21 protein-coding genes and 1 tRNA gene are annotated in these 26,564 nt (G+C 42.7%); 10 read left to right on the plus strand and 12 right to left on the minus strand.

Going from position 1 to position 26,564, the window contains the following annotated elements:
* Nucleotides 1–80: 80 nt before the first annotated feature.
* Nucleotides 81–1,220 carry a glycerate kinase family protein gene (locus HFU86_RS16925; RefSeq protein WP_187129704.1) on the minus strand — a complete coding sequence of 380 codons (1,140 nt, stop codon included), beginning with the start codon at nt 1,218–1,220 and terminating at the stop codon, nt 81–83.
* Between the two features lie 534 nt (nt 1,221–1,754).
* Between HFU86_RS16925 and HFU86_RS16930 the strand changes: the two genes are divergently transcribed.
* From HFU86_RS16930 to HFU86_RS16940, 3 genes are all read left to right on the plus strand, one after another.
* A complete protein-coding gene (locus HFU86_RS16930; protein ID WP_187129705.1) occupies nt 1,755–2,048 on the plus strand; it encodes a helix-turn-helix domain-containing protein in 294 nt (97 codons plus the stop codon).
* Nucleotides 2,049–2,239: 191 nt separating this feature from the next.
* Nucleotides 2,240–2,812, plus strand: coding sequence for a division control transcriptional repressor DicD (dicD, locus tag HFU86_RS16935; RefSeq protein WP_432206743.1), 573 nt, complete (start codon nt 2,240–2,242; stop codon nt 2,810–2,812).
* A 126-nt stretch (nt 2,813–2,938) separates the two neighbouring features.
* A tRNA-Phe gene (locus HFU86_RS16940) sits at nt 2,939–3,014 on the plus strand.
* 124 nt (nt 3,015–3,138) lie between these two features.
* On the opposite strand, the gene HFU86_RS16945 is transcribed toward HFU86_RS16940, so the two are convergent.
* Entirely contained in the window at nt 3,139–4,062 is a 924-nt protein-coding gene (locus tag HFU86_RS16945) for an aminoimidazole riboside kinase (protein WP_187129706.1), read from the minus strand.
* Between the two features lie 39 nt (nt 4,063–4,101).
* Nucleotides 4,102–5,097: a LacI family DNA-binding transcriptional regulator gene (locus HFU86_RS16950; protein ID WP_036949589.1), complete on the minus strand. Its 996-nt coding sequence runs from the start codon at nt 5,095–5,097 to the stop codon at nt 4,102–4,104.
* Nucleotides 5,098–5,332: 235 nt separating this feature from the next.
* Between HFU86_RS16950 and HFU86_RS16955 the strand changes: the two genes are divergently transcribed.
* The 6 genes from HFU86_RS16955 to pta all read left to right on the plus strand — a co-directional run bounded on the left by HFU86_RS16955 (nt 5,333) and on the right by pta (nt 16,017).
* A complete protein-coding gene (locus HFU86_RS16955) occupies nt 5,333–6,595 on the plus strand; it encodes an MFS transporter (protein WP_187129707.1) in 1,263 nt (420 codons plus the stop codon).
* Entirely contained in the window at nt 6,592–8,037 is a 1,446-nt protein-coding gene (locus HFU86_RS16960; protein ID WP_187129708.1) for a glycoside hydrolase family 32 protein, read from the plus strand. The genes HFU86_RS16955 and HFU86_RS16960 overlap by 4 nt, the downstream gene beginning before the upstream one ends.
* A gap of 312 nt (nt 8,038–8,349) precedes the next feature.
* Nucleotides 8,350–9,090 (plus strand): MurR/RpiR family transcriptional regulator, encoded by a 741-nt coding sequence (locus tag HFU86_RS16965; protein WP_036949583.1) that lies wholly within the window; start codon nt 8,350–8,352, stop codon nt 9,088–9,090.
* Nucleotides 9,091–9,369: 279 nt separating this feature from the next.
* Complete coding sequence (locus HFU86_RS16970) at nt 9,370–10,926, plus strand: PTS transporter subunit EIIC (protein ID WP_006658525.1); 1,557 nt, start codon at nt 9,370–9,372, stop codon at nt 10,924–10,926.
* A gap of 11 nt (nt 10,927–10,937) precedes the next feature.
* Complete coding sequence (locus HFU86_RS16975) at nt 10,938–12,308, plus strand: class-II fumarase/aspartase family protein (RefSeq protein WP_036949581.1); 1,371 nt, start codon at nt 10,938–10,940, stop codon at nt 12,306–12,308.
* Between the two features lie 475 nt (nt 12,309–12,783).
* Nucleotides 12,784–16,017, plus strand: a complete 3,234-nt coding sequence (gene pta / locus HFU86_RS16980) for an autotransporter Pta (RefSeq protein ID WP_222717625.1) — start codon at nt 12,784–12,786, stop codon at nt 16,015–16,017.
* 98 nt (nt 16,018–16,115) lie between these two features.
* On the opposite strand, the gene HFU86_RS16985 is transcribed toward pta, so the two are convergent.
* The 7 genes from HFU86_RS16985 to HFU86_RS17015 form a co-directional block, all read right to left on the minus strand.
* Nucleotides 16,116–17,075, minus strand: coding sequence for an Rpn family recombination-promoting nuclease/putative transposase (locus HFU86_RS16985; RefSeq protein WP_187129709.1), 960 nt, complete (start codon nt 17,073–17,075; stop codon nt 16,116–16,118).
* Nucleotides 17,076–17,285: 210 nt separating this feature from the next.
* Nucleotides 17,286–18,029, minus strand: a complete 744-nt coding sequence (gene ugpQ, locus HFU86_RS16990; protein WP_187129710.1) for a glycerophosphodiester phosphodiesterase — start codon at nt 18,027–18,029, stop codon at nt 17,286–17,288.
* The gene (locus tag HFU86_RS16995) at nt 18,026–19,096 is read right to left on the minus strand and encodes a sn-glycerol-3-phosphate import ATP-binding protein UgpC (RefSeq protein ID WP_132496464.1); all 1,071 of its coding nucleotides are present in this window, start codon (nt 19,094–19,096) and stop codon (nt 18,026–18,028) included. Before HFU86_RS16995 ends, ugpQ begins: the two co-directional genes overlap by 4 nt.
* A 2-nt stretch (nt 19,097–19,098) precedes the next feature.
* Complete coding sequence (gene ugpE / locus HFU86_RS17000) at nt 19,099–19,944, minus strand: sn-glycerol-3-phosphate ABC transporter permease UgpE (RefSeq protein ID WP_132496463.1); 846 nt, start codon at nt 19,942–19,944, stop codon at nt 19,099–19,101.
* Nucleotides 19,941–20,828: a sn-glycerol-3-phosphate ABC transporter permease UgpA gene (gene ugpA / locus HFU86_RS17005; RefSeq protein WP_187129711.1), complete on the minus strand. Its 888-nt coding sequence runs from the start codon at nt 20,826–20,828 to the stop codon at nt 19,941–19,943. Before ugpA ends, ugpE begins: the two co-directional genes overlap by 4 nt.
* A 69-nt stretch (nt 20,829–20,897) precedes the next feature.
* On the minus strand, nt 20,898–22,211 hold the full coding sequence (ugpB, locus tag HFU86_RS17010) for a sn-glycerol-3-phosphate ABC transporter substrate-binding protein UgpB (protein ID WP_187129712.1): 1,314 nt from the start codon (nt 22,209–22,211) through the stop codon (nt 20,898–20,900).
* A gap of 601 nt (nt 22,212–22,812) precedes the next feature.
* Nucleotides 22,813–24,384: an AbgT family transporter gene (locus HFU86_RS17015; protein ID WP_132496461.1), complete on the minus strand. Its 1,572-nt coding sequence runs from the start codon at nt 24,382–24,384 to the stop codon at nt 22,813–22,815.
* Between the two features lie 457 nt (nt 24,385–24,841).
* On the opposite strand from HFU86_RS17015, the gene HFU86_RS17020 reads away from it, so the two are divergent.
* On the plus strand, nt 24,842–25,210 hold the full coding sequence (locus tag HFU86_RS17020; RefSeq protein ID WP_036949565.1) for a DUF1992 domain-containing protein: 369 nt from the start codon (nt 24,842–24,844) through the stop codon (nt 25,208–25,210).
* A 7-nt stretch (nt 25,211–25,217) separates the two neighbouring features.
* Here HFU86_RS17020 and HFU86_RS17025 read toward each other — a convergent pair whose 3' ends face one another.
* The gene (locus HFU86_RS17025) at nt 25,218–25,919 is read right to left on the minus strand and encodes a helix-turn-helix transcriptional regulator (RefSeq protein ID WP_036949563.1); all 702 of its coding nucleotides are present in this window, start codon (nt 25,917–25,919) and stop codon (nt 25,218–25,220) included.
* Nucleotides 25,920–26,140: 221 nt separating this feature from the next.
* Nucleotides 26,141–26,476, minus strand: coding sequence for a tRNA-binding protein (locus HFU86_RS17030; RefSeq protein WP_036949256.1), 336 nt, complete (start codon nt 26,474–26,476; stop codon nt 26,141–26,143).
* Between the last annotated feature and the right edge of the window lie 88 nt (nt 26,477–26,564).

Here is a 26,564-nt window from a genome sequence, read left to right on the forward strand (position 1 = left end):
GGTATCGGAAAAAGTGCATATAACATAAATATTGGATAAGTCAGATTATTTTTCATCAAATAAATAGGTTCGCTTTTATTTCAAAGGTGGCGACCCATATTTAATACTCGAGCCACATTGCATGCTGTATTTTCTAGGTTTTTAGCGCCCTGATTGAGCGCCTCACTAAGGGAAGACAATCTTGGCAGAATGCTAAATACCGCCGTTACACCCTCTTGGTGCAATCCTTCTACCCCATCCCCTAACACACCGCTTAATGCAATAACCGGAATCTGATGTTTTGCCGCGAGTCTCGCAATGCCGATGGGCGCTTTTCCTCCTGCGGTCTGCCCATCCATACTACCTTCCCCGATGATCACCAAGTTAGCATCTTGTAAGTGTTGCTCAAACGCTAAAGCGTCCATCACAATCTCAATACCAGATTTAAGCTCACCGCCGAGTAGTGCAGCAGCTGCAACGGCGATCCCCCCCGCCGCGCCGCCACCGGCAAGATAACGATAGTCAGTCCCCGTTAACTGTTGAAGAAGCGCCGCAAACTGGTTTAATCCATTATCCAACTCAGCCACCATTTCTGGCGTTGCCCCTTTTTGTGGACCAAAAACCGCCGCTGAGCCGTGTTCCCCTACCAATGGGTTACTCACATCGCAAGCAATGTCGATTTTGCACTGAGATAACCGCGGGTCAAGTTGCTGAATATCGATATGCGATATCTGTGAAAGGATATTCCCCGCGATCCCTAGTAATTGATGATTTCCATCATAAAATCGCACGCCCAGCGCCTGCAACATACCGACACCACCATCCACTGTGGCACTGCCGCCAATCCCTAGAATAATCCGCTCAACCCCTTGAGCTAGCGCATTGGCTATCAGCTCTCCCGTACCATAGCTGTTCGTCAGCATCGGGTTTCGCTTGGCAATAGGCACTAGCATCAACCCACTGGCTTGTGCCATTTCAATCACCGCCGTCTTACTTTCAGCTAATAGCCCATAGTAAGCCATGACAGGGAGACCCAATGGATCTGCCACGGTAACCGATATTTTTTCACCGTGCAGTGCCGCAACAAGCGCATCCACGGTTCCCTCTCCACCATCAGCCACTGGCAGTGAAATATATACCGCGTCAGGAAACACACGTTGAAAGCCTTTTATGACTGATTGAGCCGCAAGCTCGGCGCTCATACTCTCTTTAAAAGAATCAGGTGCAATGATAATTTTCATTAATCCGCATTCCTTATTTGCACAATGTCATATTTATTTTTATTTCTATAAACTATTTAAAATAATGCTGATAATCAATAAACAAATCTGTATCTTTATGACGAAGTAAATATAAATCTTTCTCTCGAAACATATTTATGAATAATATATATATAAGTGTAACAGCCCATTACCCAATTCATACTTCATTATTATTTTTTGCGTTATTTTTATAAAAAATAAGTCAGTAATTATCGCCATAAAAAACCAATTAAAACCCAAAAATCCAGATTATCAGACTAATCAAACCAGAATATTCAAACATAAAACCCATAAATCTTTATATCCTTACTCACTAACTGAGTGATCGACATAGCTATTAACTATCGAAAATAGCCTATCAATCCGTCATAAATATTGGTAATTAATTTAACTTAGCGATTAAATACTCCTAAATTGAACCAGTCAATTTTAGATTACTCTCGCCAATTAAAGATAATAATATTTAATTATCTTTGAATACTATTATCTCAATAAAACTCGCATGGAGGGATCATGCTAGCTAATCAACAATTTGATAACCATGAAGTATCCAATTACATTGGTTCATTTCTTAAACGACGACGTAAAGTCGTTGGGCTCACGGGCGCTGAGCTCGCTTCTCGTTTAAGCATCAGCCAACAACAGATTTCTCGCTATGAGCGAGGTGTCAATGCGATTACTATTCAAAATCTTTTGGGAATTTTGCATGCTTTAGAATTAAAAAAGCACGATATTGATGAGTTCCTGCAAAATATTTTTAATTTTTATCATATCGATATTGATATGGAGACAAAGTTGTTTAACTAGAAATTAATTTTTACTAAACAACTCGTTAGGTATAGAGAGGGTAATGCCTCTCTACCTCTTCTCTCTTTGACTTCCCCGTAATTCCCCTCTATCACCCTCATACTTGTGACAAAATCAACGCCTATAAATCAACTTTGAACATTGCTATGATGGAAAAATTAGCAAATCTTGTGATGGAGATAACGATGAGTATCCAGCGCGACACTATTTTGAGCCATGCGTTAAACCAGTTAGAGCAACAGGGGTTATCTGCCTCGACAGAAAGTTTACTCACTGAAATTGAATCCGACTTTACGACCTTACGCCAATTTTGGCCTGATGATGAAGCCCTCGTTTATGATTCTCTACGCTATCACGGGCAGCAAATTGAAGTGTGGCAGCGCCAAACCTTATTAGATGAGCGACTCAGCCCACAACTAAAACTCATGGCTCGTTATCAACAATTGGCAGAGAAAGTCCGCGAAGGGCGTTTCCCTGGCTGTCTGTTTATTTCTGCCTGCAACTATTACCCAGACCCAGAACACCCTATCCACCAATTAAGCCGCCTGCAAAAATCCAACTCATTCAGCTTTACTAAGCAGCTGCTCGATGAGCTAGATATTGAAGATGCAGAACTCGTCGCCAATCAGATGGAGTTGGTTTTAGAAGGTTGTTTAAATCGCTTGTTGGTTAATCGCGATATCCGTGATGTGGAAATTGCTCAACAGCTTTCTGAGGATATTTTGACTATCGCTCTGTGCCGTAAAAAAGGCGCATTAAGTTAAAATTCGTACACTCGCGCGTTAAACAGGCGTTTTTTGTCGAAAAAGAAAACACTCAGTCAGAAAATGGTTTTTTTTATAAAAAATGCATTGACGAGAACAGCCTAATACGGTTTAATGCGCCCCGTTGCCCGGATAGCTCAGTCGGTAGAGCAGGGGATTGAAAATCCCCGTGTCCTTGGTTCGATTCCGAGTCCGGGCACCACTATTTAAAGAACCCGCCCTAGTGGCGGGTTTTTACTTTCTAGCGAATCACCTCAGTCTTTACTTCTCAAAAACCACTTTCTTCATTCACCACAACCCCCCTAGAAAATTGCGTGAAATCGTGACTACAGGCTTTTGAGTAAATCTTGACGATATGGCAATGCGGTCATTGCTCCCTTCGCCGTGGTGGCTAATGCGCCACAAATTTGTGCTTGTCCAATAATCATGCCCAGCGTATTTTCATCACACGGCAGACCATAAACCGCCAGCCCTGCTAATAGACCTGCGACAAAGGCATCTCCCGCACCTGTCGTATCAACCACCACCACGGGTCTAGCTGAATAATGCAGAATATCTCCCTGCCAACACACCATCACCCCATTTTTACCTAGAGTCACCAGTAGCAAATCAAAAGAATACTGTGTGGAAAGTTGTGCAATACCTTGCTGAATATCGGTTTTGCCGCTTAAGAAAAATAATTCTTCTTCGGATAACTTCACCACCGAAGCGAAAGTTAACGCTTTATGTAAACATTCACGCAATAGATTTTCATCCTGCCAAAGATCCGTTCGGATATTAGGATCAAAACTAACGCGCCCACCTGCACGACGAATTTTTTCCATGGCATAAAATGTGGTACTACGGCTCGGTTCGGCACTCAGCGCGATAGAGCACGCATGTAGCCATTCATTTTCCTGAAATACCGGTAAATCCTCTATTTCTAAAAAAAGATCCGCTGCGGGACGAACCATAAACGTAAAAGTCCGTTCTCCCTCTTCATCCAGTTCAACCACCACCGTTGATGTACGATGTTGCGGATCCAACTTCATATAGTCAGTGTCCACTCTCTCTTGATCTAGCGTGCGGCACATAAAGCGACCAAAAGGATCATTCCCAACACGACCAATAAACCCACTTCGTCCATCAAGGCGAGCAACCCCAGCCGCCACATTCGCAGGCGCACCACCCGGCATCTGAAGTAAGCATCCTTCTCTTTCGGGGATCAAATCAACAACAGCATCACCGAGAACCCACACTTTATCGGTCATAAATAACTCCACAAGCAATATTGAAAATATTCAGTATGATTAAATTGAATCCCTTGGTAACCAAGGCGATGAAATATAGACAGTTTCTCGATGCGTCTCCCCATTAATGATATGTAACGCGCTGCGCTTACCAATTTCATAATGCGGAAGTTGTACCGTCGAAAGCGGTGGAATAAATAATTCACCGATCCCAACCATATTGTCGTAGCCCACAACGGCGACATCTTTTGGGATCTTCAATCCACTCTCTAACAAGATCTGATAAACGATGAATGCGATCCGATCGTTTCCACAAATAACTGAATCAAAACCCGCTTTTCCATGGTGGATCTGCTTGCGTACAATCTCAGGAATATCTGCATAATTTTCTGTATTTAAAAAATGATGAGATAACGCATCGGCATTGATTCCATGTTCTTCACAAGCGCGCTTAACACCAAGAGCTCGACGGAGAGTCGCCGGGTGGTTAGCTGGGAGATATAAACATAGCGGTTGGCGGTATCCCGCATTTAATAGCGCTTTCACCGCGTTATATTGACCATCTTCATCATCGGGTACATAGCTGGCTGTTGGTACATTTAGGCTTTCACAGTTAGCGAGTACTAGTGGTACCTTCATCATGTGCTTGGTAATTTCAACCTGCCTAAGCCCCATTGCCGTGTAGATAATGCCATCTGGGCGATGAGAAAAAAGTAAACTCGCGATGGCTTCAGGATCATCACCTTCTAGCATATTCACCACATAGCTATTCCAACCGTGTGAACGCGCGGTTTCTTCAATAGACAGCGTAATATCGACAGAAAAAGGAGACGTTGCCGTATCTAGCGCTAATACCCCAATCGTTCGAGGTTTTTGCCCTGACCGTGTACCGCGGATCATCCGAGCTGAAAGATCAGGCGTATAACCCGTTTCATTAATGGCTTTTTGAATGCGCTCTAATGTCTCTTTTTTTAGCTTTTCAGGATTATTGATAGCCCTTGAGACCGTCATCATTGAAACACCAGCCAGCTTTGCGACATCTTTTAAGAGTACCATTTTGCCCTCTTTACTCTGTTTTCAACGTCTTTGTTTTCAACGTCTTTTCGTCGGAGTATATCAACCAATAAATCGCCACATGATTGCGAGAATAAGAAACCTGTGACATCCCTCACATACCGCCAATGTTAATGTTAACATTGGTGATTAACATCATATTTATGCACTATGCCGTCTTTTATAAAGTGAATGTTAACATTAACAATATAGACATTCTGACAGTAGGAGAATATCTATGGGCAAAAAAACACGCGCTAACATGCATGCCTATCTCACATTAAGTGGTTTGTTATTTACTTTCTTTTGGACATGGTCATCCGTGTTTTCCTTGGTATCTCTGTGGCTCAGCCAAAAAATTGGTCTAAAGGGCACCGATACGGGCATTATTTTTTCTGTTATCAGCCTAACCGCATTTTGTGCCCAACCTCTTTATGGGTTTATTCAAGACAGGCTTGGCTTACGCAAAAATCTATTATGGTTTCTGGGGGGATTGCTATTAATCAGCGGACCTTGGTTTATTTTTGTCTGTACCCCCTTATTAAAATGGAACATTTTTGCGGGAGCGTCCGCGTTGGGCATTTATGTTGGCGCGACTTTCTTTGCCGGTATTGGCGCACTTGAATCCTATACTGAACGCGTCAGTCGTATCGCCAGTTTTGAATATGGTCGTGCCCGTATGTGGGGCTCACTGGGCTGGGCGGGCGCCACCTTTTTTGCTGGGTTATTATTTAATATCGATCCCAACTTAAATTTTGCCATGGGTTCTGCCAGCGCACTTCTGTTCATCATTTTGTTATGGCGTTTACGCAACGTTCGCCCTCATACCATGAATGAACTTGAGTTCGGAAAAACTCAGTCGCTGACTATCACTGATGCGCTGGGGTTATTACGCATGCGCTCATTTTGGTCTTTGGTGATATTTGTCTGCGGGGTAAGTGTTTATAACGTCTACGACCAACAATTTCCGGTCTATTTTGCCTCGTTGTTTGCAAGCCAAAACGAAGGCAACGAGATGTTTGGCTACTTAAACTCGCTTCAGGTTTTCTTAGAGGCGGGAGGGATGTTCTTAGCACCTTTCCTCGTCAATCGCATTGGCGCAAAGCGAGGCCTGCTTTTGAGCGGCGTGATCATGGCGCTGCGCATTTTAGGTTCGGGGCTTGCCGACGATGCAATCACGATTTCATTTATGAAGCTGCTACATGCGGTTGAACTTCCTATCCTATTAATTTCATTATTTAAATACATTACATCCGTATTTGATAAACGTTTATCTGCAACCATCTACTTAGTGGGTTTCCAGTTTGTAGCGTCGCTCTGCGCCTCGTTCTTATCCCCACTCGCGGGATACAGCTATGACACATTAGGCTTTGCAGATACCTATATGATCCTCGCCGCTATCGTCATTTTCATGACAATAATTTCAAGTGTCCTTCTGCAATCAGAGGACGCATCAACCGTCAATCGTATGACAACATCGAAAAAAACGGTGGAACTATGAAACAAAAACTTCAGCAAGCACAATTTGCTCTTGAGCAACTTAAAGCTCAACGTGGAAATACCTATTACCCTGACTTCCATCTTGCTCCACCCGCTGGCTGGATGAATGATCCCAATGGCTTGATCTACTTTGATGGGTTATATCACGCATTTTATCAGCATCACCCAATGAGTGCTGACTGGGGACCAATGCATTGGGGTCACGCCACCAGCCACGACATGATCCATTGGCAACATCAGCCTATCGCCCTAGCACCCGGTGATGATTATGACCGTGATGGCTGTTTTTCAGGTTGTGCCGTAAATGATAATGGAACCCTTTCACTCATTTATACGGGGCATGTGTGGCTAAAAGAAGCTGGTGACGATAGCGCTATCCGTGAAGTTCAATGTTTAGCAACCAGCACTGACGGTATTCACTTTGAAAAACAAGGTATTGTGCTAACGCCTCCCGATGGCATTATGCATTTCCGTGATCCTAAAATCTGGCAAGAAAACGGCACTTGGTGGATGGTGATAGGTGCACGAGACGCGGCAAATTGTGGGCAAACGTTGCTTTATAAGGGAAATTCACTACGCGAATGGCAACTTGATCGAATCCTCGCTAACGCTGATGTTGATGGTGGCTATATGTGGGAATGCCCAGATTTCTTCCCGTGTGGCGACCACCACTATTTGATGTTTTCACCACAAGGCATCCAACAAAATACAGGTTATCAGTATCGTAATCGCTTCCAATCCGGCGTGATCCAAGGTCACTGGCAAGAAGGAAGCGCTTTTATACAAAGTCAAAAATTTACTGAACTGGATAATGGGCACGATTTCTACGCGCCACAATCATTCACGACAGCTGATGGGCGACGTGTCATTATGGCTTGGATGGATATGTGGGAATCTGCTATGCCATCCAAACAAGAAGGCTGGGCAGGCTGCTTAACCCTACCACGCGAGTTATTTGTACAAGATGGGCATTTATGCCAACGTCCAGTGATTGAAGCCAAATCACTGCGCCAGCAGAGCCAACTCATTGAGCCTCACTCGGTTAGTCAAACAGAAGTGCTACTCGACCATTCGAGCGCCATCGAATTAGAGCTCGTTTGGGATATAAACCAAAGTAATGCTGAACGATATGGCATAGCGCTAGGTAATAAAGTGGGCGATGGGTTAGAGCTGTATATTGATAGCCAATCTCAGCGCTTAGTGCTCTGGCGGCACTACCCAGAATATGAGCTGGACGGTTATCGCAGCATTCCATTACCCGCAAGCGATAAACTTTCATTGCGTATTTTTATTGACCGCTCCTCCGTTGAAGTCTTTGTCAACGATGGTGACGCCGCAATGTCTAGCCGCATTTATCCCCAACCTAATGAACGCAAGCTAATGTTATTTGCTTCTCATGGTAGCGCGGTTATTTCTGAAGGAACGCTTTGGCAGCTCAAATAATGATTGAGCCGGAATTGGGATAAACAAAATCGCCTTGTGATGTGCTTTATCACAAGGCGTTTTTAATCCTTTAGACTCTGGTTGAGGTTCGTCTCACTTTTATATTCTTAGCTTAAATAGATAAGTATTATTATCGACCTTATAAGTTATTCACATCAAAAAAACTCCCGGAAAACCTGCATAAAATACGGCTTTAACGTATAATCAACGCTGTTGAGCTTTTGCTCACTTCACACAGTGTCGATATCATCATAAATAACACGCGAACCCAGACTAAAATGGGCTTTTGATACTCTATTGATCAGGTGAGATATGCTGGATTTTCTAAAGAATTATGACAACTTAACCGTCAGTGAAAAAAAAGTATTAAAATATCTTACCGATAATATTGCCGATATTCCCTACTTGAATATTAATGAATTAGTCGCCAAAACGTTTGTCTCTAAGACTGTCATTATTAATCTGTCCCAGAAATTAGGCTTTAGTGGGTTTAAAGAACTCAAGTTTCAAATTAATAACCATATCCTTTCGCAAAATAAAGCGGAAAAAAATAACCCGGCATCGTATAAAAAGCAGCTTGAAAATAATATCCATAAAACCTTCACGTTGATTAATGAAGAGCAAATTCGCGACTGTGCGAAAACATTACGCGGCTCGCGTAATATCTTTTTAGTGGCACGTGGCACCAGTAAAGCCGTCGGTTATTATCTTGAACACTTGCTATTCTCTCTTGGATTACACTGCTTTTTTATCAACGATTACAATCTCTCCGACTCGTTTACTCGCCTAGTTAACCAAAATGATACGGTGATTTTTATCTCGCTATCCGGCGGAACTAAAAAAATCATTGAAACCGCTAAAATTGTGCAATTGAAAGAGGCCAACATCATCAGTATGACCGCCTTTCACACAAACGAACTCACAGCCTACGCCAATAACACCCTTTTCTGCTTCGCGGATAGCTATGACACTAAACGGGATGATTCAAAATCCAGAACCGGATTTTTCATTCTGGTGGACTTGTTAATTAATGAATTGGAAAATCTGCTGTAAATAAACGCCTCCCTCACCTTATTTAGCTTAAAGTTAATTAAATACTTTTCATTCAATTATTTTTGTTATTCTTCAAATAATTATTTATTTAAAAAATCATCAACACATTGATGACAAAATTATTATTTGTATGATTTTAAAAGCTTTATTTAATAATAATGACCTAGGTCTTAATCTATGACCTGAGATAATATTTAAAACCGTAACATCATTTCATTTAAAAAACCCAGTGCTAGTATTCCAGTTAATTTCAATAATTCTTCGTCATTAGGAAAAAATATGGCTAAAAGAAAATTCGGTGAGTCAATCCAGCGCTTTGGTAGGACACTGCTCCTGCCAATCGGGGTTCTGGCTCCAATTGGTATGATACTGGGGATCAGTGGTGCATTAGTTCAAACCTACATGATTGCTCGATTCCCTTTCCTCGGCAATGAAACCGTTAACGCATTACTTGTCAGCATCCGTTCTATTGCGGGCGTTATCTTCGACAACATCCCATTACTGTTCGCCATGGGAGTTGCCTATGGCATGAGCCAGCGTGATAAGGGGATCGCGGTCTTCGCCTCCGTTGTGGGTTACCTTTCGTTGATCATCACCATGAATATTTGGTTGGTGCTCACTGGTAAACTGGCGGATCCCGCGATTATGGGTCAAGTGGGACAGATTAAAGTTTTAGGTATTCAAACCTTAAACATCAGTGCCGCTGGGGGAATTATTACAGGGTTAATTGGTGCATGGGCCACCGATAAATTCTACAACCTCGAGCTACCGACTGCCTTCGCCTTCTTCTCAGGTAAAAAATCGGTTGCGATCATCATGGTCGGTTTAATGATCATGGTCGGTGGAACATTACCGTTTATCTGGGAAGTCTTAGTACAAGGCTTGATGAAGCTTTCTGCCGTCTTCCTAAGTCCTGTCGGTCCATTCTTTACCGCAGGGGGTGAACGTCTGTTTATTCCATTCGGGTTACACCATGTTTGGAACGTTCTGTTTAGATTTACCGAAGCCGGTGGTACCTATGTTATTGATGGACAAACCTTTGTTGGTGTCGTTCCAGCCTTAACGGAAGTGTTATTTAAGCAAGGTCCAAGTAGTGAATACTGGGCAATGATGCCAAGCCTGACGCGCTTTATGGCGCAGCAACAAATGCTGGTGACGCTGTTCCTGTTCCCTGCGATTGCATTAGCTATCTATAAAACATCGAAAAAAGAGAACCGCGCTGAAGTTAAATCGATGTTGGTAACCATGGTATTGACCGCGATGCTCGGTAACGTGACCGAACCGCTCGAATTTACCTTCGTGTTTATCGCACCGCTGCTGTACTTAATCTATGCCATCATCGTCGGTATTGGTGCAGTGTTGTTGTCATTCGCTGGGGTTGCTATCGGGTATATCCGTGGAACCGTGTTTGACTTCACTATCTTCGGTCTGCTGTACGAGCACACTAACTGGATATTCTTAGTCCTGATTGGTGGCGGTTTAGCAGTAGTGACTTACTTCATCTTCTACTGGGCGATTATCAAATTTGATATCAAAACCCCAGGTCGTGAAGAGTCGAGCAACCTGAAAAATACCTTAATTAAAGAAAAACGTTATGGCGAAATCGCTGAGATCCTTGTTGAAGCCTTAGGCGGTAAAGAGAACATTCGTAACGTAGATAACTGTATTACCCGTATGCGTATTGATGTCGCAGAAGTGAATAAAATTGATAAAGATTTAATGTTGGAATCAGGATGTACCGCATTCTTCTTTCCATCGGCAAACCACGTCCACGTCGTTTATGGACCGAAAGTTGAATTTGTTCGCAACGCTGTTGATGAGTTCATGAAGAAATAAAAGGATATATGATGAGAGCCTTATATGATTCTAAGAGTAAAACCATCGATGACCGCGGTATAAAAGCCCTGTTATCGGATGAAGCCAAATACAATACTTGGCTGATGTTTGAATCCATGTTAGCTCAAGCGCAGGCTGAAGCGGGGTTCATTCCCCAATCAGCGGCCGATGAAATTAAAGAAAAAGCGGTTATTGAGAACATTGATTTTGAAGAGATGAGCCGCATTTACCAAAAAATTGGGCACGGTTTCGTTCCCTTCTTAAAAGTCTTGGTGAATGCGTGTTCTGAAGAGAGTGGTAAATACATCCATTACGGAATTACCACCCAAAATATTCAGCAAAGCTCGCAGCTGTACATGATGAAAACGGTACATAATAAATTTATGTTGCTGTTAGGTGAGATCATCGAAAACCTGTCGGGTCTCGCTGAAAAAACTAAGCATATGGTGATGCCAGGCAGAACCCATGGACGCCACGCTATCCCAATTACTTACGGTTACAAAGTGTCCGTGTGGATCAGCGATTTCATCGACTGCTACCAGCGTATGAAAGAGTGCGAAAAGCGCGTATTTACCATCATGATGGGTGGCGCTGTGGGTGCATTTAACTCCATGCCGGGGATTGGTTTAGAAGTGCAAAAACGCGTTGCTGAGCTGACGGGCATGCATGCGATGGAAGTTCCATCGCGTAACCTAAGCACCCATAAATTAGAGTACATGGCGAACTTAGCGCTGATGGCGAATATCTGTCATAAAATCGGGGAAGAAGTTTACAGCACGACGCTGGAAGAAATAGCGGAAGTGTCTGAAGGCTTCACCAAAGGCACAGTGGGCAGCAGCACCATGCCACACAAAATCAACCCAAAACTGGCGAAAGGGATTATTGCTAACTCCCAAAAACTGTATTCGTTACCGAGTGTTGGGATGTATTCTGCCGTCAGACCGTATGAAGGTGATAGCAGCTCTTATATGTTATTCGATGGGCTTATCGAAGAAGCGTTGGAACTGACTACTGAAATTTTATTAAGAACCGAAGAGCTTTCGAGAACTCTGGTACCTCACGAAGAGAGAATGCTGCATAACGTTCTGAGAAATAAAGGGTTAGATAATACCGAATACGTGATGATGAAAATGGCCGAGAAGCTGGGCAAAGATAAGGCGCACTCATTACTGTATGAAGAAGCCATCAAAACCGCAGCGGATGGCGAGGATTTCTACACCAACCTCACCAAGAACGAAACCATTACAGCGGCATTTAGCAATGATGAAATCAAAGCGATGCTAGACCCACGTTCGTATATTGGTTTGTCCGTGGAAATCGCAGAGAAAGAAGCGAAACGTGGTTTAGCCGCAGCCCAAGAAATTAAACAGATTTATCAGTAATTATTCGCTTAATAATTTAACTTAAATCTGTTATTTGAAGCCGCCATTTTAAAACAATGGCGGCTTTTTTTGGTTATAAAAATATGAATACTGCTAAATAATAGAAAAATAATTCATTACTTTAAATTAGTCATTAATACTTAAAAAATAATTAGCAAGAATGACTGTTAATAAATAATGTAAATTTGTTACCACAACTGATTTATTCTCAATAAATTTATCTAAATTTTAATTCCTGTATTCAAAAGCAAAAATTAATTTAATTCCCCACGTAGAACTATCATTTAATTTGTTCTGTTCACGTTCTATTCATCTGCATTTGATGTGATTAGCTAGTCAATAAATCTACTTTTTCGATAAATAAAAAGATTTTGAGATAGCGCTCAAGTATTTATTTTTATAAAACACAGATTATCTCTGCGATTCTGTTTTTGATTCTTAATGATGTTTTTTGATTGATAACAAAGGTATCAGAATGAACAAAGCACATAAATTTGCGTCATCTTCTCGTTATAAAAATAAAGCTGCAATAAATAAAAATATTTTTCAGCTTTCTATTATTACTTCTGCGCTATTATTTTCCGGCTATACGCTGGCTTACTCTGAAACAGGGCAACTCGGTGATAAAAATAGTTGGGAAAGCCAAGAATATAAAAATGACTGGGGTTTAGCCGCCATGAATGCCTCCAGTGCTTATGCGCTGGGATATCATGGGCAAGGCGCTAAAATCGGCGTAATGGATTCAGGCGCATTGTTATCTCACCAAGAGCTAAGTGGCTCTCGCTTCCACGCGGTCAAAGCCAAAGGTGAATACGGCTCCACGGGGATGCGTTATCCTCAAGAGTTAGGCGGCCACTATGAAAAAGGCCAAGCTTTCGATGTGACTGGAGACTGGATCAAAGGCGTGAATGATACTCACGGTACCCACGTGACAGGCACCGTTGGCGCTAACCGTGATGGCGAAGGTATGCACGGCGTTGCCTGGGGTTCCGATGTGTATGTGGGTAACACAGGAGCCACCGACAGCAATAACTATGGTCCTTATCAAGATTACCAATATTTCTATACTGGCTGGAAAGCCATGGTGGATGCTGGTGCCCAAGTGATCAATAACAGTTGGGGCACCAACCCAAGAATTATTGATGCAGGGAAAACGGTCGGTCCTGATGGTGGTAACACCACGGTACATTTACCCGTTGATACCACCCAACAAACTGAGTACGAATATTTCTATTTCAAAAAAATCTACGGGGATAACCCATCCTTTGTAGATGCCGCCTATGATGCCGTGAAAGGCACCAATGTTGTTCAAGTCTTCACCACAGGTAACCGCGATTTTAAAAACCCGTACTACCGCCCTCTTTACCCTTATTTCAATCCACAAGCAGAGAAACATTGGATTGCGGTTGCTGGGTTAAAACAGACGGCAGATAAAACAGGCTATGAAATTGAGGGTATGTTTAACGAGGCGGGAAATGCCAAATGGTGGACCGTCGTTGCCCCTAGCCGCTATATCTACTCCAGCGTCGTAGATGCTGACGGCAATCCGGGTTGGGATACCTTTAGCGGAACATCAATGGCAGCACCACACGTCACTGGTGCCATGGGCGTTTTAATGTCTCGTTATCAATCCATGAATGCCCTGCAAGTTCGTGATGTGATGTTCACGACTGCCAACCGTTATAACCCAGATGGCAGCCTCTATAAAGGCTGGACATCCACGGATGGCGTACCTGATGAGCGCTATGGTTGGGGTACACCAGATCTTGAAAAAGGTATGTATGGTCCAGGTCAATTCTTAGGTAAATTCGAATACCAACTGGATGCTGTCCCACTTGATGTCTGGACAAATGACATTAGCCAAGCGGCGTTAGATCAGCGTGAAACCGAAGATTTGGCATGGTTAGCCGATTATAAAGCCCACGGTATCGATGCCGGTGGCGATTACAATCTTGGTACCGATTTTGTGGTCAATGATGGCAATCCAGACCCAACTTCTCATATTGTCGATAAAGAAGATGCTAAAAAATGGCGTCAGGAATATTACCAAAAACGCGCTGAGGCCATTCAAGCCAAAATCGATGCAGGTTTGTATGATGGCGCGTTAGTCAAAGCGGGTGAAGGCACATTGGTGATGACGGGGGATAACACCTACCGAGGCGGTACAACCGTCGAACAAGGCTCTCTGTACGGTTTTACTGAATCCTTTGGTACTGCGGACGTGAATGTTAACGGCGGCACAATTAGCGTGCTTAATCGTTATAACGACAAATTTACTCAAAAAGGTCAGTTAGTCTCCAATGAAAGCCATAAAGCCAATATCAACATCAACGATAAAGGTACCTATTTAGTTACCGCAGGTCATGATGTGAATGTCGGTAATATGACCTTAAATCAAGGCGCTAAACTGGATGTTGCTGCCGATAATATTGGGCAACTGAAAGACGTTTATCTTAATGATAATTCAATCCAAGGTACGGTTAACGCTGATAATTTAGCTGACAACCGCGCAAAAACCAAAATGCTGGCGGCAAATGCCAATAATGCTGCCGCAGATGATTATGCGTTATTCCAAAAAGACGTTTCTGTAAAAGATAACACCATTACGGGCACTCTGAGCAAAAAAGCGGATGCCTCATTTGCTTCATTTGCTAATAATGAAAATGGTCGTTCGATTGCTAATTCATTAGAAAGTAACGCTAAAGGTCAGCTATTTGATGCAACACTACCGATGAGCGAACGTGACCTTCGTAATACTTATCAATCACTCGGTAGTGATATGTACCTTAATGCGAATAATGCCAGTGTGGTGAATATATTAGGTCTAACTCGTACCGTGAAAGATCAGGCTATCGGCGTGGGTCATGGTCGCTATGCTAACCTTGAAAATAGCAATGCACGCATTTGGATGACAGGTGTTGGTCAATGGGGCAACCTTGACTATGGCTACAGCAATATGGATACCGATTTCTATGCAGCATTAGTGGGTGCAGAAATTGATGTCGCTGAGCATACCAAAGCGGGACTGTTCTTTGGTGCGGGTTCATCCAAATATAAAGCTCATGAGTACGGTAAAATTGACAGTAATGACCTACATGTTGGCGCCTACGGCGTATCCAATATCAAGGATGTGGCTGCGGTTAACTATGGTGTAACTCATACAAACCAAGACCGAGATGCAAAACGCACGCTGTGGGTAGGTCAAGAGTCTGGTTATAACTCCACCAGCTATGATGCAAAAATCACGCAATTCTTCGTAGAAGGTGCTTATACCCAGCTGAATAATGACCGATATTCTGTTGAGCCTTATGCTGGATTTAACTGGCTGCATGTCACCAGCGATAATCTGCATGAGCAAGTCGGCAATATGCAATTCACCACCAAAACAGATAACCAAGATATCCAAGTTGGTACCGTTGGTTTACGTGGTGGCTATCCATTCAGCGCGGGTAATGTGAACCTCACACTGAAAGGTGACGTATCTGCGAGCCATTTATTTGGCGATACTCGCCCAGAAGCGATATTGTTCCTGTCAGACACTGGCGAAGCCAAAATTCGTGGTGGCAAGTTAGATAACTTATTCGGTGTAGGCTTAGGGGTTGATGCTCAACTGAATAAATCCACGACTTTCGGAATCTCTTACCAAGGTCAATATAACAGTGATGTCAGTTCAAGCGGTGTGAATGCCACATTAAAAATTAACTTCTAATTCAGTTAATTAAAAAAGGGTGGAATCAATTTTATGTTGATTCCGCCCTTCGCAGTTTTTTATCAATACAGTTTTTCGATAAATACAGCGTATGTTAATTAGCTCATATCTTGAATTTCAGAATGAGATAAGCCTGTAATTTTGCTAATGATATCAATGTCTAACCCTAGGCTTAAACTGGTCAAAACTTGGGTGTAAGTGCGTTGTTTGGCCTTCTCCTGCTCTTCTTGTCGAGCTTCTTCTCTTCCTTTGACTAACCCTCTTTTTACTCCTCTCTTTAATCCTTTTTTTAACCCCTCATTTCGTAAACGATCGGCAATGGTCATAACAGTCTCCTGATATCCTTCGGTTTTTTCTATTAATGTTTTGACTATCTTCTTGTATGTCGGCGTATCCATCACACTAAACAGATAGTTGATGATTAAAATAACGTCATCGCGGTGGTTTTCGTTCTCCTTGATCACCTGCGCTAAGCGCTTTGACAGCACCATAAGGTCATCTTTCAGGGATGAGTGTTTGAGAACTAACTCCAACGCGGCAACTTTTCGGTGATTCACAAGTTCATCGTCACTTGCCACCGTGACATCCACTAACGGCAGTGGATTGCAATACAAACTACGAGCTAAATCAGACCACTCAAAACAATCCGTCCATGACTGGGAATAGGGATAAGGGGATTGGTTCCCATGATAAAACAGGATGGGAACCACCAACGGCAAGGTTTGGTGCCCCTGCTGCAAATGCTGATTCATCGCGCAGAATGCATAATGCATCAACCGCCAGCCCATTAGCTTATCGGGAGAGGATTGGTGCTCAACCAAGAAATAAAAATACCCCTTACCCCTGAGTGTTTGAACGGAATAGAGCATGTCCGAGAAACGAGAGCGCAATGTTTTATCCACAAATGAAGCACTGGCTAACTTCAAGGTATCAAAATTACAGAGGTGCTTAATGCGATTAGGAAGATGGACTTCAAAAAAATCCCGCGCATTATCCACTTTGCTCATAAAGCCTTTAAAGGTTGAATCATGAGGAGCTACAATTGATTGGGTCGCCATCTCGGTCTCGTCTTGGTTCATAAGATGACGAGATACTAACCAATATTTTCGGGAGAGTGAGAAAAAGTTAGTCCTAATTAACGAGAATTACTTGACAGATTAACTCATTGCTTTTAATCGAATTATTTACTTATTTCATTCATAAAAAAGCCCCTTAACCCGCATATTGCAGCGCTAAGAGACTCTTCATAAATTAGCGTATTTTTTAATTTACTCTGCGGGGAAATTTGGACCGATTAAATCAATACGATCAGTACAAATGGCATCAACGCCCCATGCTAATAATAATTTTGCGCGTTCAGGGTCATTCACTGTATACACCAGAATATATAAGCCTGCTTGCTTCAATAGTTCGACCCGAGCTTTATCCAATAAGAGATGGTCTAAATGGATAGAGACACAGCCTAAACGCGTTGTCAGTTCACGCCAATCCTCGCGCCACTCCTCCAGCAATAAACCCCGAGGCAATTCAGGTGCTGCGGCTTGAGCCGCTTCAAGGGACTCAATGGAAAATGAAGAGAGTAACGGTGCAGTTTGTCCTTCCCATAATTGTCGAGCCGCTAATGCCACCACGGTTCCTGTTTCTCTCTCCAAGCCGGTGGTTGGCTTAATTTCAATATTCGCCATCATGCGATGTTGTTGGCAACGCTCAGCCACTTGCGATAATAGCGGCAAATGTTCGTTAGCAAATTCTTGGCTATACCAGCTTCCAGCATCAATATTGACTAACTGGCTCCAGTCAAAATCCCCTGCAACCCCATGCCCATTACTCGTGCGCTCGAGGGTATCATCATGCAGAAGGAATATTTGACCGTCACGGGATAACTTGGCATCAAACTCAATCATGGTATGACCATATTTCGCCCCAACATCGATAGCTGCGAGCGTATTTTCAGGGGCTAATTTACCGCCACCGCGATGGGCGACAATTTTAGGATAAGGCCAAAGATTCATAAACGATGTCCATATTGAGTATCAAAAAAATGCTGGTGAGCTTCAGGAAGATGAAGCCATAATGTGGAGCCAATCTGAGGGCGATGCTCATGCCCGAGGCGCACAATCACTTTTTGCCCAGCCCACTGACCATGTACTAAATTATCAGCGCCTAACATTTCGAGGGTCTCGACGATCAGCGGGATCCCCCCTGTCGATTCAGAGCCTAATTGTAAATGTTCCGGTCGGATACCTAACGTTAGCGCATGCCCTACCCACTGTAAATACGTTCTACCCAACGGTAATTGCATTCCGCCACCAAGTTCAAAGCGGGAGCCATCCACACTCAGTTTTCCTTCCAGCAAATTCATGGCAGGAGAGCCAATAAAACTCGCCACAAAACGGCTGGCAGGACGCTCGTACACTTCAACTGGGGAGCCAATTTGTTCCGCAACACCTTTATTCATCACCATCACTCGCTGCGCCAAGGTCATCGCTTCCACCTGATCGTGTGTCACATACAAGCTGGTGGTTTTTAAACGACGATGGAGCTGTTGCAGTTCAAGGCGCATTTGTACCCGCAACTTTGCATCGAGGTTAGAAAGCGGTTCATCAAATAAGAATACGGCGGGGTCACGCACAATGGCACGCCCCATTGCCACGCGCTGACGTTGACCACCGGAAAGCTCTCTCGGTTGACGCTTTAATAATCCATCAAGCTCTAAAATCCGTGCGGCATCCGCCACTTTTTGGCGAATGATCTCTTTTCCTAGCCCACGAATTTTTAGCCCCCATGCCATATTCTCTTCAACGCTCATATGAGGGTAAAGCGCGTAATTTTGGAATACCATCGCAATGCCACGCTCTTTGGGTTCTAGATGCGTGACTCGCTTTCGGTCAATCCAAATATCCCCGCTCGTCACTTGCTCTAACCCTGCCACCATACGTAATAGCGTGGATTTACCACACCCAGAAGGCCCTACCATCACGATAAATTCGCCATCTGCCACATCCACTGTCAGCGGCTTGATCACTTGATTTTTTCCGTCCCAACTTTTGGTGACGGCTTGAAGTTTTAATTCTGCCATGCTTATTTCTCACTATCGACCAAGCCACGCACAAATGCCCTCTGCATAGCTAATACCACAAGAACGGGTGGAATCAGCGTGAGCAACATTGCCGCCATCACTTGATTCCATTGAGTCGTACCTTCACCCGATGCGATCATGCCTTTGATCCCCGCAACTGCTGTTCCTAAACTGGGATCTGCAACGATCAAGATTGGCCACAAATATTGGTTCCAACCATAAATAAACGTGATCACAAACAACGCGGCTAAGTTTGTTTTGGACAACGGCAACACAATGTCGATGAAAAACCGCATTGGTGAAGCTCCATCAATACGTGCCGCCTCTATCAGTTCATCCGGTAACGTCATAAAAAATTGGCGAAATAAAAAAGTCGCCGTCGCGGAAGCCATCAACGGCAAAGTTAGCCCGGCGTAGCTATCCACCATGTTTAAGTTAGAAATCACCTCTACTGTGGGGAAAATTCGCACTTCGACAGGCAACATTAATGTGATGAAAATCATCCAAAAAAATAGGCTACGGCACGGAAAACGGAACCAAACGATGGCAAATGCCGATAACATCGAAATCGTAATTTTTCCAATCGCTATCACCAGCGCCATAACGGTGCTGTTCACCAGCATCAACCAAAATGGGGCGCTGTTCGCTGCCACGCCGTTATTCCAAATATGCAGAATGTTCTCCCATAAATGAGAGCCAGGTATTAGGGTAATAGGGGTATCGAAGACCGCTTTATCATCGAGTGTCGCGGCAACAAAGGCCACATACAGCGGGAATAAAATCACTAAAATCCCAATTACCAACATGGAATGACTGAATACGCTCAGTCCACGATTTTTCTCTATCATTGGTAACGTACCTTACGCTCGATAAAACGGAATTGAATCACCGTTAGGACGATCACCAAGCCCATCAAAATCACAGATTGAGCTGCGGATGAAGAGAGATCTAGCCCTGAAAAACCTTCACGATAAATCTTATAAATTAGTGTCGTCGTCGCTTGTACTGGCCCCCCGCCCGTTGCCGCATCAATCACAGGGAAAGTATCAAAGAAGGCATACACCAAATTCACCACCAATAAAAAGAAACTCACCGGGGTGATTAATGGTAAGGATATTTTAAAGAAACGGCGGATAGGTCCTGCTCCATCGATAGCAGCCGCTTCCATCAAAGAGCGTGGAATAGATTGCAAGGCGGCGAAGAAAAACAAAAAGTTATAACTGATTTGCTTCCAAACTGAGGCTAAAACGACTAAAAACATCGCCTGACCGCTATTTTGCGCATGGTTCCAGTCATAGCCAATGGATTCCAAACCATAGGTTATCAGTCCTCTGCCGGGACTAAACAAAAACATCCATAAAACCGCCGCAACAGCAGGTGCAACGGCGTAGGGTAGTAGCATTAATGTTTGGTAAAAACGGCTTCCTCTTACCACATAATCAACCAAAGCCGCGAAAAACAGCGAGACTACAAGCCCACTTCCTGCGACCCAGCCACTAAAAATCATCGTGGTATAGAAAGAGTCTACATAGTAGCTATCGCTAAAGAGTTGAGTGAAGTTTTCTAACCCCACAAATTCACTGGATAATCCAAAAGGATCAATACGTTGTAATGAATACCAAAGCGCTTGTCCGGCTGGCAAAATAAAGAAAATCACCGTAATGATTAGCTGTGGTAATACTAACGCATAAGGCAACCAGCGGGAGCGAAATACGGGACGAGATGATGACATAAGCAACCCAATAAATCAGATGTGATGCAGCGCCCCTCTTAATTCCATCAAGAGGGGCGAAAGAACTCATTACTGAGTGGATTTTTCGAAACGGCGCAGTAATTGGTTACCACGCTCAACAGAAGCATCGAGGGCTTGTTGTGGCGTCTTTTTGCCTGACCACACGGATTCCAGCTCTTCGTCCACGATGGTACGAATTTGTGGCATATTGCCTAAGCGTAATCCTTTGGTATAAGGTAACGGCGCTTTGTTTAACATTTGGCGAGTCGCAATATCCGCTCCCGGATTTTTGTCATAAAAGCCGGATTTTTGGGTTAACTCATACGCTGCCGTTGTAATCGGTAAATATCCTGTATTTTGATGCCATTTTGCGGCATTTTCAGGCTCAGCTAAGAATTTCATAAATTCCGCAACACCTTTATAGGTCTCAGAATCTTTACCCCCCATTACCCACAAGCTTGCACCACCAATGATGGCATTTTGTGGTGCCGTTGGAATTTGTGCATCGTAAGGCATCATGCCAACACCAAAATCAAACTTAGCATGCTTGCGAATATTCGCCAGAGAACCGGAGGAACCAGTAATAATGGCACAATCCCCGTTATAGAATTTCTCAGTTGGCTCGTCTTTACGCCCTAAATAGCTGAAGGTGCCTTTTTTATTCATATCTTGCAGCTGCTCGATATGCCTAACGTGATCTGGGGTGTTAAACTCCAGTACTGCATCAGTGCCGTCAAAGCCATTATTCTTCGATGCGACAGGCAACCCGTTCCATGCACTGAAGTTTTCAATTTGTATCCAGCCCTGCCAACCACTGGCGTAGCCACACTTCATTCCTGATTCACGAAGCTTTTCAGTATATTGGGCAAGATCCTGCCATGTTTTTGGTGGGATATCTGGATTTAAACCGGCTTTTTTGAAGGCTTCTTTATTGTAATAAAGCACCGGAGTGGAGCTATTGAAAGGCTGGGATAGCAGATGTCCCGTTTTCGCATCGCTGTAATAACCCGAAACGGTAGGCACAAACTGAGATTCATCAAAATCAATTCCAGCTTCTTGGAAAACTTCGTAGACAGGTTTGATGGCTTTGGATGACATCATCGTCGCAGTACCAACTTCATAAACCTGTAGTATCGCAGGTGCATTACCAGAACGAAATGCCGCAATCCCCGCAGCAAGGCTTTGCTCGTAGTTCCCTTTATAAGTGGGAATCACGTTGTAATCTGGGTGAGTTTCATTAAAGCGGGTGACGAGGTCATTCACTTCTTCACCAAGCTGACCTTCCATTGAATGCCAGAATGGGATTGTGGTGACTGCCATTCCTTGACTGCTAAAAGCCAAGCCTAACATCATTGCTAAAGCGGACTGTTTGATCGATGCCATGCCAATTCTCTCTTTTATTATGACTGAAGTTTATCCGCAGAGATTTACACTAAAATGTGCGAATTCACGCAGTTTATGTTCGAGAGAGAATTTATCACCGAGAAATGACAGATTAATGACTGCCATATCTCTAGCAAATGACGCTTACATGACAATCGATGTGTTTTATTTTCCCGGTATATCGAAAATAAACACTCAATTTAATGTAAATAATGAATTTCTGATTATTGAATAATGATTAAATAACAAAAAATAGGAAACATAAATAAAAAAGTAAAAAAAGATGCCAGAAATAATTTTGCAGAAATTGTCATTCTATACATATTATTCACCTTACTTTCATTAAAAATAACAAATAAAAAGAAAATTGAGAATAAGTCTATTATTGACATAGCCATAAAAGCAAACTGACCTTCTAAATTAACTTTAGGATAATATGAATAGAACAACAAATATTTAATACCATAAATCCAACAAACTAATAATAACCCATAAAATAAGCTATCTTATGATTATCACTTTATAGCCAATTTAAGATTCACATTCGAAAACAATAAAGAGCAAATAAAAATCTATTTGCCCTTATAAATTAATTATTAGATTAACTTCCAGGAGTAAAATAAATTGGTGATCCAGGTCCTACCGGTAATCCCAAAATAAATACCCAGATAATAAAGAACAGAGACCAACCAATAAAGAAAATAATCGAGTATGGCAGCATCATTGAAACCAGAGTACCAATCCCTGCATCTTTCTTATACTTGACGACAATGGCCATAATTAAGCCAAAATAGCTCATCATCGGCGTAATAATATTGGTCACTGAATCACCAATACGATAAGCCGCTTGGATAGTTTCAGGGGAATAGCCAGCCAACATTAACATTGGCACAAATATCGGAGCCGTCACAGCCCATTGAGCCGATGCAGAGCCGATCATCAGGTTAATAAAGGCACAAATCAGAATAAAGCCAACAAATAGTATTCCACCATGTAAATCAATGCTATTTAAGAAATTAGCGCCTTTGACCGCAATCACTTGCCCGATGTTGGTCCAGCCAAAAAATGCAACGAACTGTGCCGCAAAGAAAATAATGACTAAATAGAGACCCAAAGTGCTCATTGCGCTTGCCATCGCATCAACCACATCTTTGTCGCTACGCATGGTTTTTGCAATATAGCCGTAAACAACTCCCGGAATCGCAAAGAAAATAAAGATAAACACCACGATTGCTTTTAAGAAAGGTGAATTACTCACTAACCCAGTTTCTTGGTTACGTAAAATCCCACTTTCAGGCACCACCATTAAGGCTAATACTGCCGCTAATCCCCAGAAAGTCACCGATGCCCAAAACAATGCTTTTTTCTCAAGCGATGTCACTTCAGCTGAGGCACGGAGTTTATCCTCATCTTCATCGACACCACCGCCCTGATAAGGACCTAACTGTGGCTCCACAATTTTCTCTGTGATGAAATAACCCAAAATAGTGATCAAGAAGGTACTAGCAAACATAAAGTACCAGTTTGCTTCTGCCCCGACGATATAGGTGGGGTCAATAATTCGAGCCGCTTGCTGAGTGATCCCTGACAATAACGGATCCACTGTTCCTAATAGTAAGTTCGCTGAATATCCACCGGATACCCCTGCAAATGCAGCAGCAAGCCCAGCTAATGGATGGCGACCTAATGAATGGAAAATAATCGCAGCCAGTGGAATCAGTACCACATAGCCGAGTTCTGCCGCGGTATTAGACATAATCCCAGCAAAAACAATCGCAACGGTGGTTAATTTACGAGGTGCTTTGATAACAATCAGACGCATCGCCGCAGATAATAAACCGGCACGTTCCGCGATCCCAACCCCTAAAAGGGCAACTAATACCGTGCCAAGAGGCGCGAATCCAGTAAAATTGGTGACCACATTAGACAGAATTTTACGGATGCCTTCCGCATCTAACAGGCTAACAATATGAATGATCCCGTCTTCAGCGCGACCTTTCGCACCTTCAGGGCGAGGATCCGGCACACTAATACCAAAATACTGACCAACGGCGGAAGAGACTAATAAAATCCCAATTAAGATAATGAATAGAATAACAGGATGTGGCAGAGCATTTCCCAGCCACTCAACCGTTCGTAAAAAACGGCTACCCTCTTGTCTTTTTTGTTCCATGTATTCTCCTTATAAACAAGAGAAATGAACATTACACAATGTTTTTCTCTTCACCTAATTACAAGCATATAAATTCAAACCAACAAATTTGATACAAATCGAATACATTAACTAACAATAAACGTGCTGATAGTAAAAATAGAATATTTACTTTGTTAAATTTTATTTATGTTAAAAATTAAAACCATAAAAATTAAATATCATAAAAATACAAAAATGTGGTCAAGCTAACATTTTAATAATATTAACCAGCCATTTCTTATTATTTTTAACCAAATAGATATCAAATTTCGTCGGTTTTATTCCATTTAATTCGATTAATACCTATTTTTACAGTTACAATAAATTTGAGTTAGATAAAACAAAGTAAAACACCAATTAGCCTGATTAATGTACGTTTTTAATCTAGATTAATCAGCGTTATAATCGAAGCCTATTCACTACAGGGCGAGCCATAATGTCTGTCATTGATCTTTGGGCAGAGCGTCATATTCAAGACGCTTTAAATAAAGGGGAGTTATCCAATCTCAATGGTGAAGGGAAACCTTTGCAGCTTGATGATGACAGCCAAGTTCCTGAAGAATTAAGGGCGAGTTATCGTATTCTTAAAAATTCTGGGTATCTGCCGCCTGAACTGCAACAGAAAAAAGAAGCGTTGAATTTATGCCATATGCTGCAGCAACTCTCTGCTGATGACCCCAATTATGTTGCCATCAGCAAGCAATTGGCATTACTCGAACTAAAACTCAAGCAAGCAAATATCAATACCGACTTTTTATATGGCGAATACGCCGTGACAATTTCAGAACACTTAGAGTCTAAATAGCGAAGAATTAACGTTTGGGTAGGGATTGTAGGCGATATTCCTGAGGAGTTTTACCGTAAAACTTACGAAATGCTTGGCTAAAAGCAGAGTGAGAATCATACCCCACCAAGGTAGCAATATGTTCAATGGTTTGGTGAGTTAATAATAGACTTCCCGCGGCTTCCATCCGTTTTTGCAATAAAAATTGCATGACGGTGATCCCCATTTCAGCTTTCACCTTACGTTGTAAGGTACTGACTGACATATAAAACGCGCAGGCAATGTCTTCGCAGCTTATAGGTAAATGCAGACGTAACTCCACCCAATGAACTAGCTCATCAACCCAACGGTTTTCTGGTTTTAACTGGGCTAATAACAGGCGAGCAACGGCAAAGTTTTGTTCCGGTGCTTGCGGAAAGCGTTGCAACCAATTTAATAACCCCGCCGCCGCTGGCGTCAGCGTGAAATGCGTCATTTTTTCATTTAATGACCATTGCGCCGTTGCAGGCATTTCCAATACATAATTTTGATTCCCATCTTGTCCACTAAAAGCATGGCTAACACTCGGCGGGATTACGACACCCTGACCTGCATTTAGCAGCCAGTGTTGACGATGCATATTGATTTCCATCGCCCCTGATAACGCAAATACCACCTGCCATTGCCCATCATGTTGATGAGAAATAACCTCTTGAGAATATTGGCGATAGTGCAATTCAGGTAATAACAAGGCAAGCTCCTACTGGGTGGCATACAGTAGGAGTATACGGTTTTAATCAAAAAAATGCAGCCTGACAGCTTAGGTTGATGACAAAGAGGGATAAAAGCGTGTTTTTTCCCTCTTTGTGTTATTAGGCGAAAATCAATAACTTGATTTTCCTCATTAATTTTACAACCCAAACGAGCCATTTCCAAACCTGATGGGTTTGTCTATGGTCTGCGCCTTACGGCTTAAGCTAGGCGAGAACCATTCGGCACCGGTAGATTAAATTCAGCTAATACAATTGCACCTGTTTCATCAGGAGCACCTGTAATTAACACTTCAGATTTTATGCCAGCAATACGTTTAACTTCAAAATTACACACACATAAAACCTGTTTACCAATTAAACTTTCAGGGGTGTAATGCACGGTAATTTGTGCGCTTGAACACTTAACTCCCAATTCCCCTAAATCCACTTCCATCACATAAGCGGGCTTTTTTGCTTTACTGTTTACTTCTGCACGAATAATCGTACCAACACGCATTTCCACTTTCGTAAAGTCGTCCCACTCAATAATTTGCATATCTTTATTCCTAAATTAAACGATGGTAATGGCTTAAATTAACATAGGATAGATAGAGGCTCTTAGCGTCAAACATTCATTTTATGTT

The organism is Providencia sp. JUb39, from assembly GCF_012272845.1.
In the GTDB taxonomy this organism is placed as follows: domain Bacteria; phylum Pseudomonadota; class Gammaproteobacteria; order Enterobacterales; family Enterobacteriaceae; genus Providencia; species Providencia lanzhouensis.

What these genes read in the sequence shown, in the direction of transcription:
- HFU86_RS16955 (WP_187129707.1), top strand. Translation starts at nt 5,333, where the DNA reads ATGGGCAAAAAAACACGCGCTAACATGCATGCCTATCTCACATTAAGT.
- HFU86_RS16960 (WP_187129708.1), top strand. Translation starts at nt 6,592, where the DNA reads ATGAAACAAAAACTTCAGCAAGCACAATTTGCTCTTGAGCAACTTAAA.
- HFU86_RS16985 (WP_187129709.1), bottom strand. Translation starts at nt 17,075, where the DNA reads ATGGCGACCCAATCAATTGTAGCTCCTCATGATTCAACCTTTAAAGGC.
- HFU86_RS16925 (WP_187129704.1), bottom strand. Translation starts at nt 1,220, where the DNA reads ATGAAAATTATCATTGCACCTGATTCTTTTAAAGAGAGTATGAGCGCC.
- HFU86_RS16930 (WP_187129705.1), top strand. Translation starts at nt 1,755, where the DNA reads ATGCTAGCTAATCAACAATTTGATAACCATGAAGTATCCAATTACATT.
- HFU86_RS16975 (WP_036949581.1), top strand. Translation starts at nt 10,938, where the DNA reads ATGAGAGCCTTATATGATTCTAAGAGTAAAACCATCGATGACCGCGGT.
- HFU86_RS16945 (WP_187129706.1), bottom strand. Translation starts at nt 4,062, where the DNA reads ATGACCGATAAAGTGTGGGTTCTCGGTGATGCTGTTGTTGATTTGATC.
- HFU86_RS17015 (WP_132496461.1), bottom strand. Translation starts at nt 24,384, where the DNA reads ATGGAACAAAAAAGACAAGAGGGTAGCCGTTTTTTACGAACGGTTGAG.
- HFU86_RS16950 (WP_036949589.1), bottom strand. Translation starts at nt 5,097, where the DNA reads ATGGTACTCTTAAAAGATGTCGCAAAGCTGGCTGGTGTTTCAATGATG.
- HFU86_RS17030 (WP_036949256.1), bottom strand. Translation starts at nt 26,476, where the DNA reads ATGCAAATTATTGAGTGGGACGACTTTACGAAAGTGGAAATGCGTGTT.
- HFU86_RS17020 (WP_036949565.1), top strand. Translation starts at nt 24,842, where the DNA reads ATGTCTGTCATTGATCTTTGGGCAGAGCGTCATATTCAAGACGCTTTA.
- HFU86_RS16970 (WP_006658525.1), top strand. Translation starts at nt 9,370, where the DNA reads ATGGCTAAAAGAAAATTCGGTGAGTCAATCCAGCGCTTTGGTAGGACA.
- pta (WP_222717625.1), top strand. Translation starts at nt 12,784, where the DNA reads ATGAACAAAGCACATAAATTTGCGTCATCTTCTCGTTATAAAAATAAA.
- ugpE (WP_132496463.1), bottom strand. Translation starts at nt 19,944, where the DNA reads ATGATAGAGAAAAATCGTGGACTGAGCGTATTCAGTCATTCCATGTTG.
- ugpQ (WP_187129710.1), bottom strand. Translation starts at nt 18,029, where the DNA reads ATGAATCTTTGGCCTTATCCTAAAATTGTCGCCCATCGCGGTGGCGGT.
- HFU86_RS16995 (WP_132496464.1), bottom strand. Translation starts at nt 19,096, where the DNA reads ATGGCAGAATTAAAACTTCAAGCCGTCACCAAAAGTTGGGACGGAAAA.
- HFU86_RS16965 (WP_036949583.1), top strand. Translation starts at nt 8,350, where the DNA reads ATGCTGGATTTTCTAAAGAATTATGACAACTTAACCGTCAGTGAAAAA.
- ugpB (WP_187129712.1), bottom strand. Translation starts at nt 22,211, where the DNA reads ATGGCATCGATCAAACAGTCCGCTTTAGCAATGATGTTAGGCTTGGCT.
- ugpA (WP_187129711.1), bottom strand. Translation starts at nt 20,828, where the DNA reads ATGTCATCATCTCGTCCCGTATTTCGCTCCCGCTGGTTGCCTTATGCG.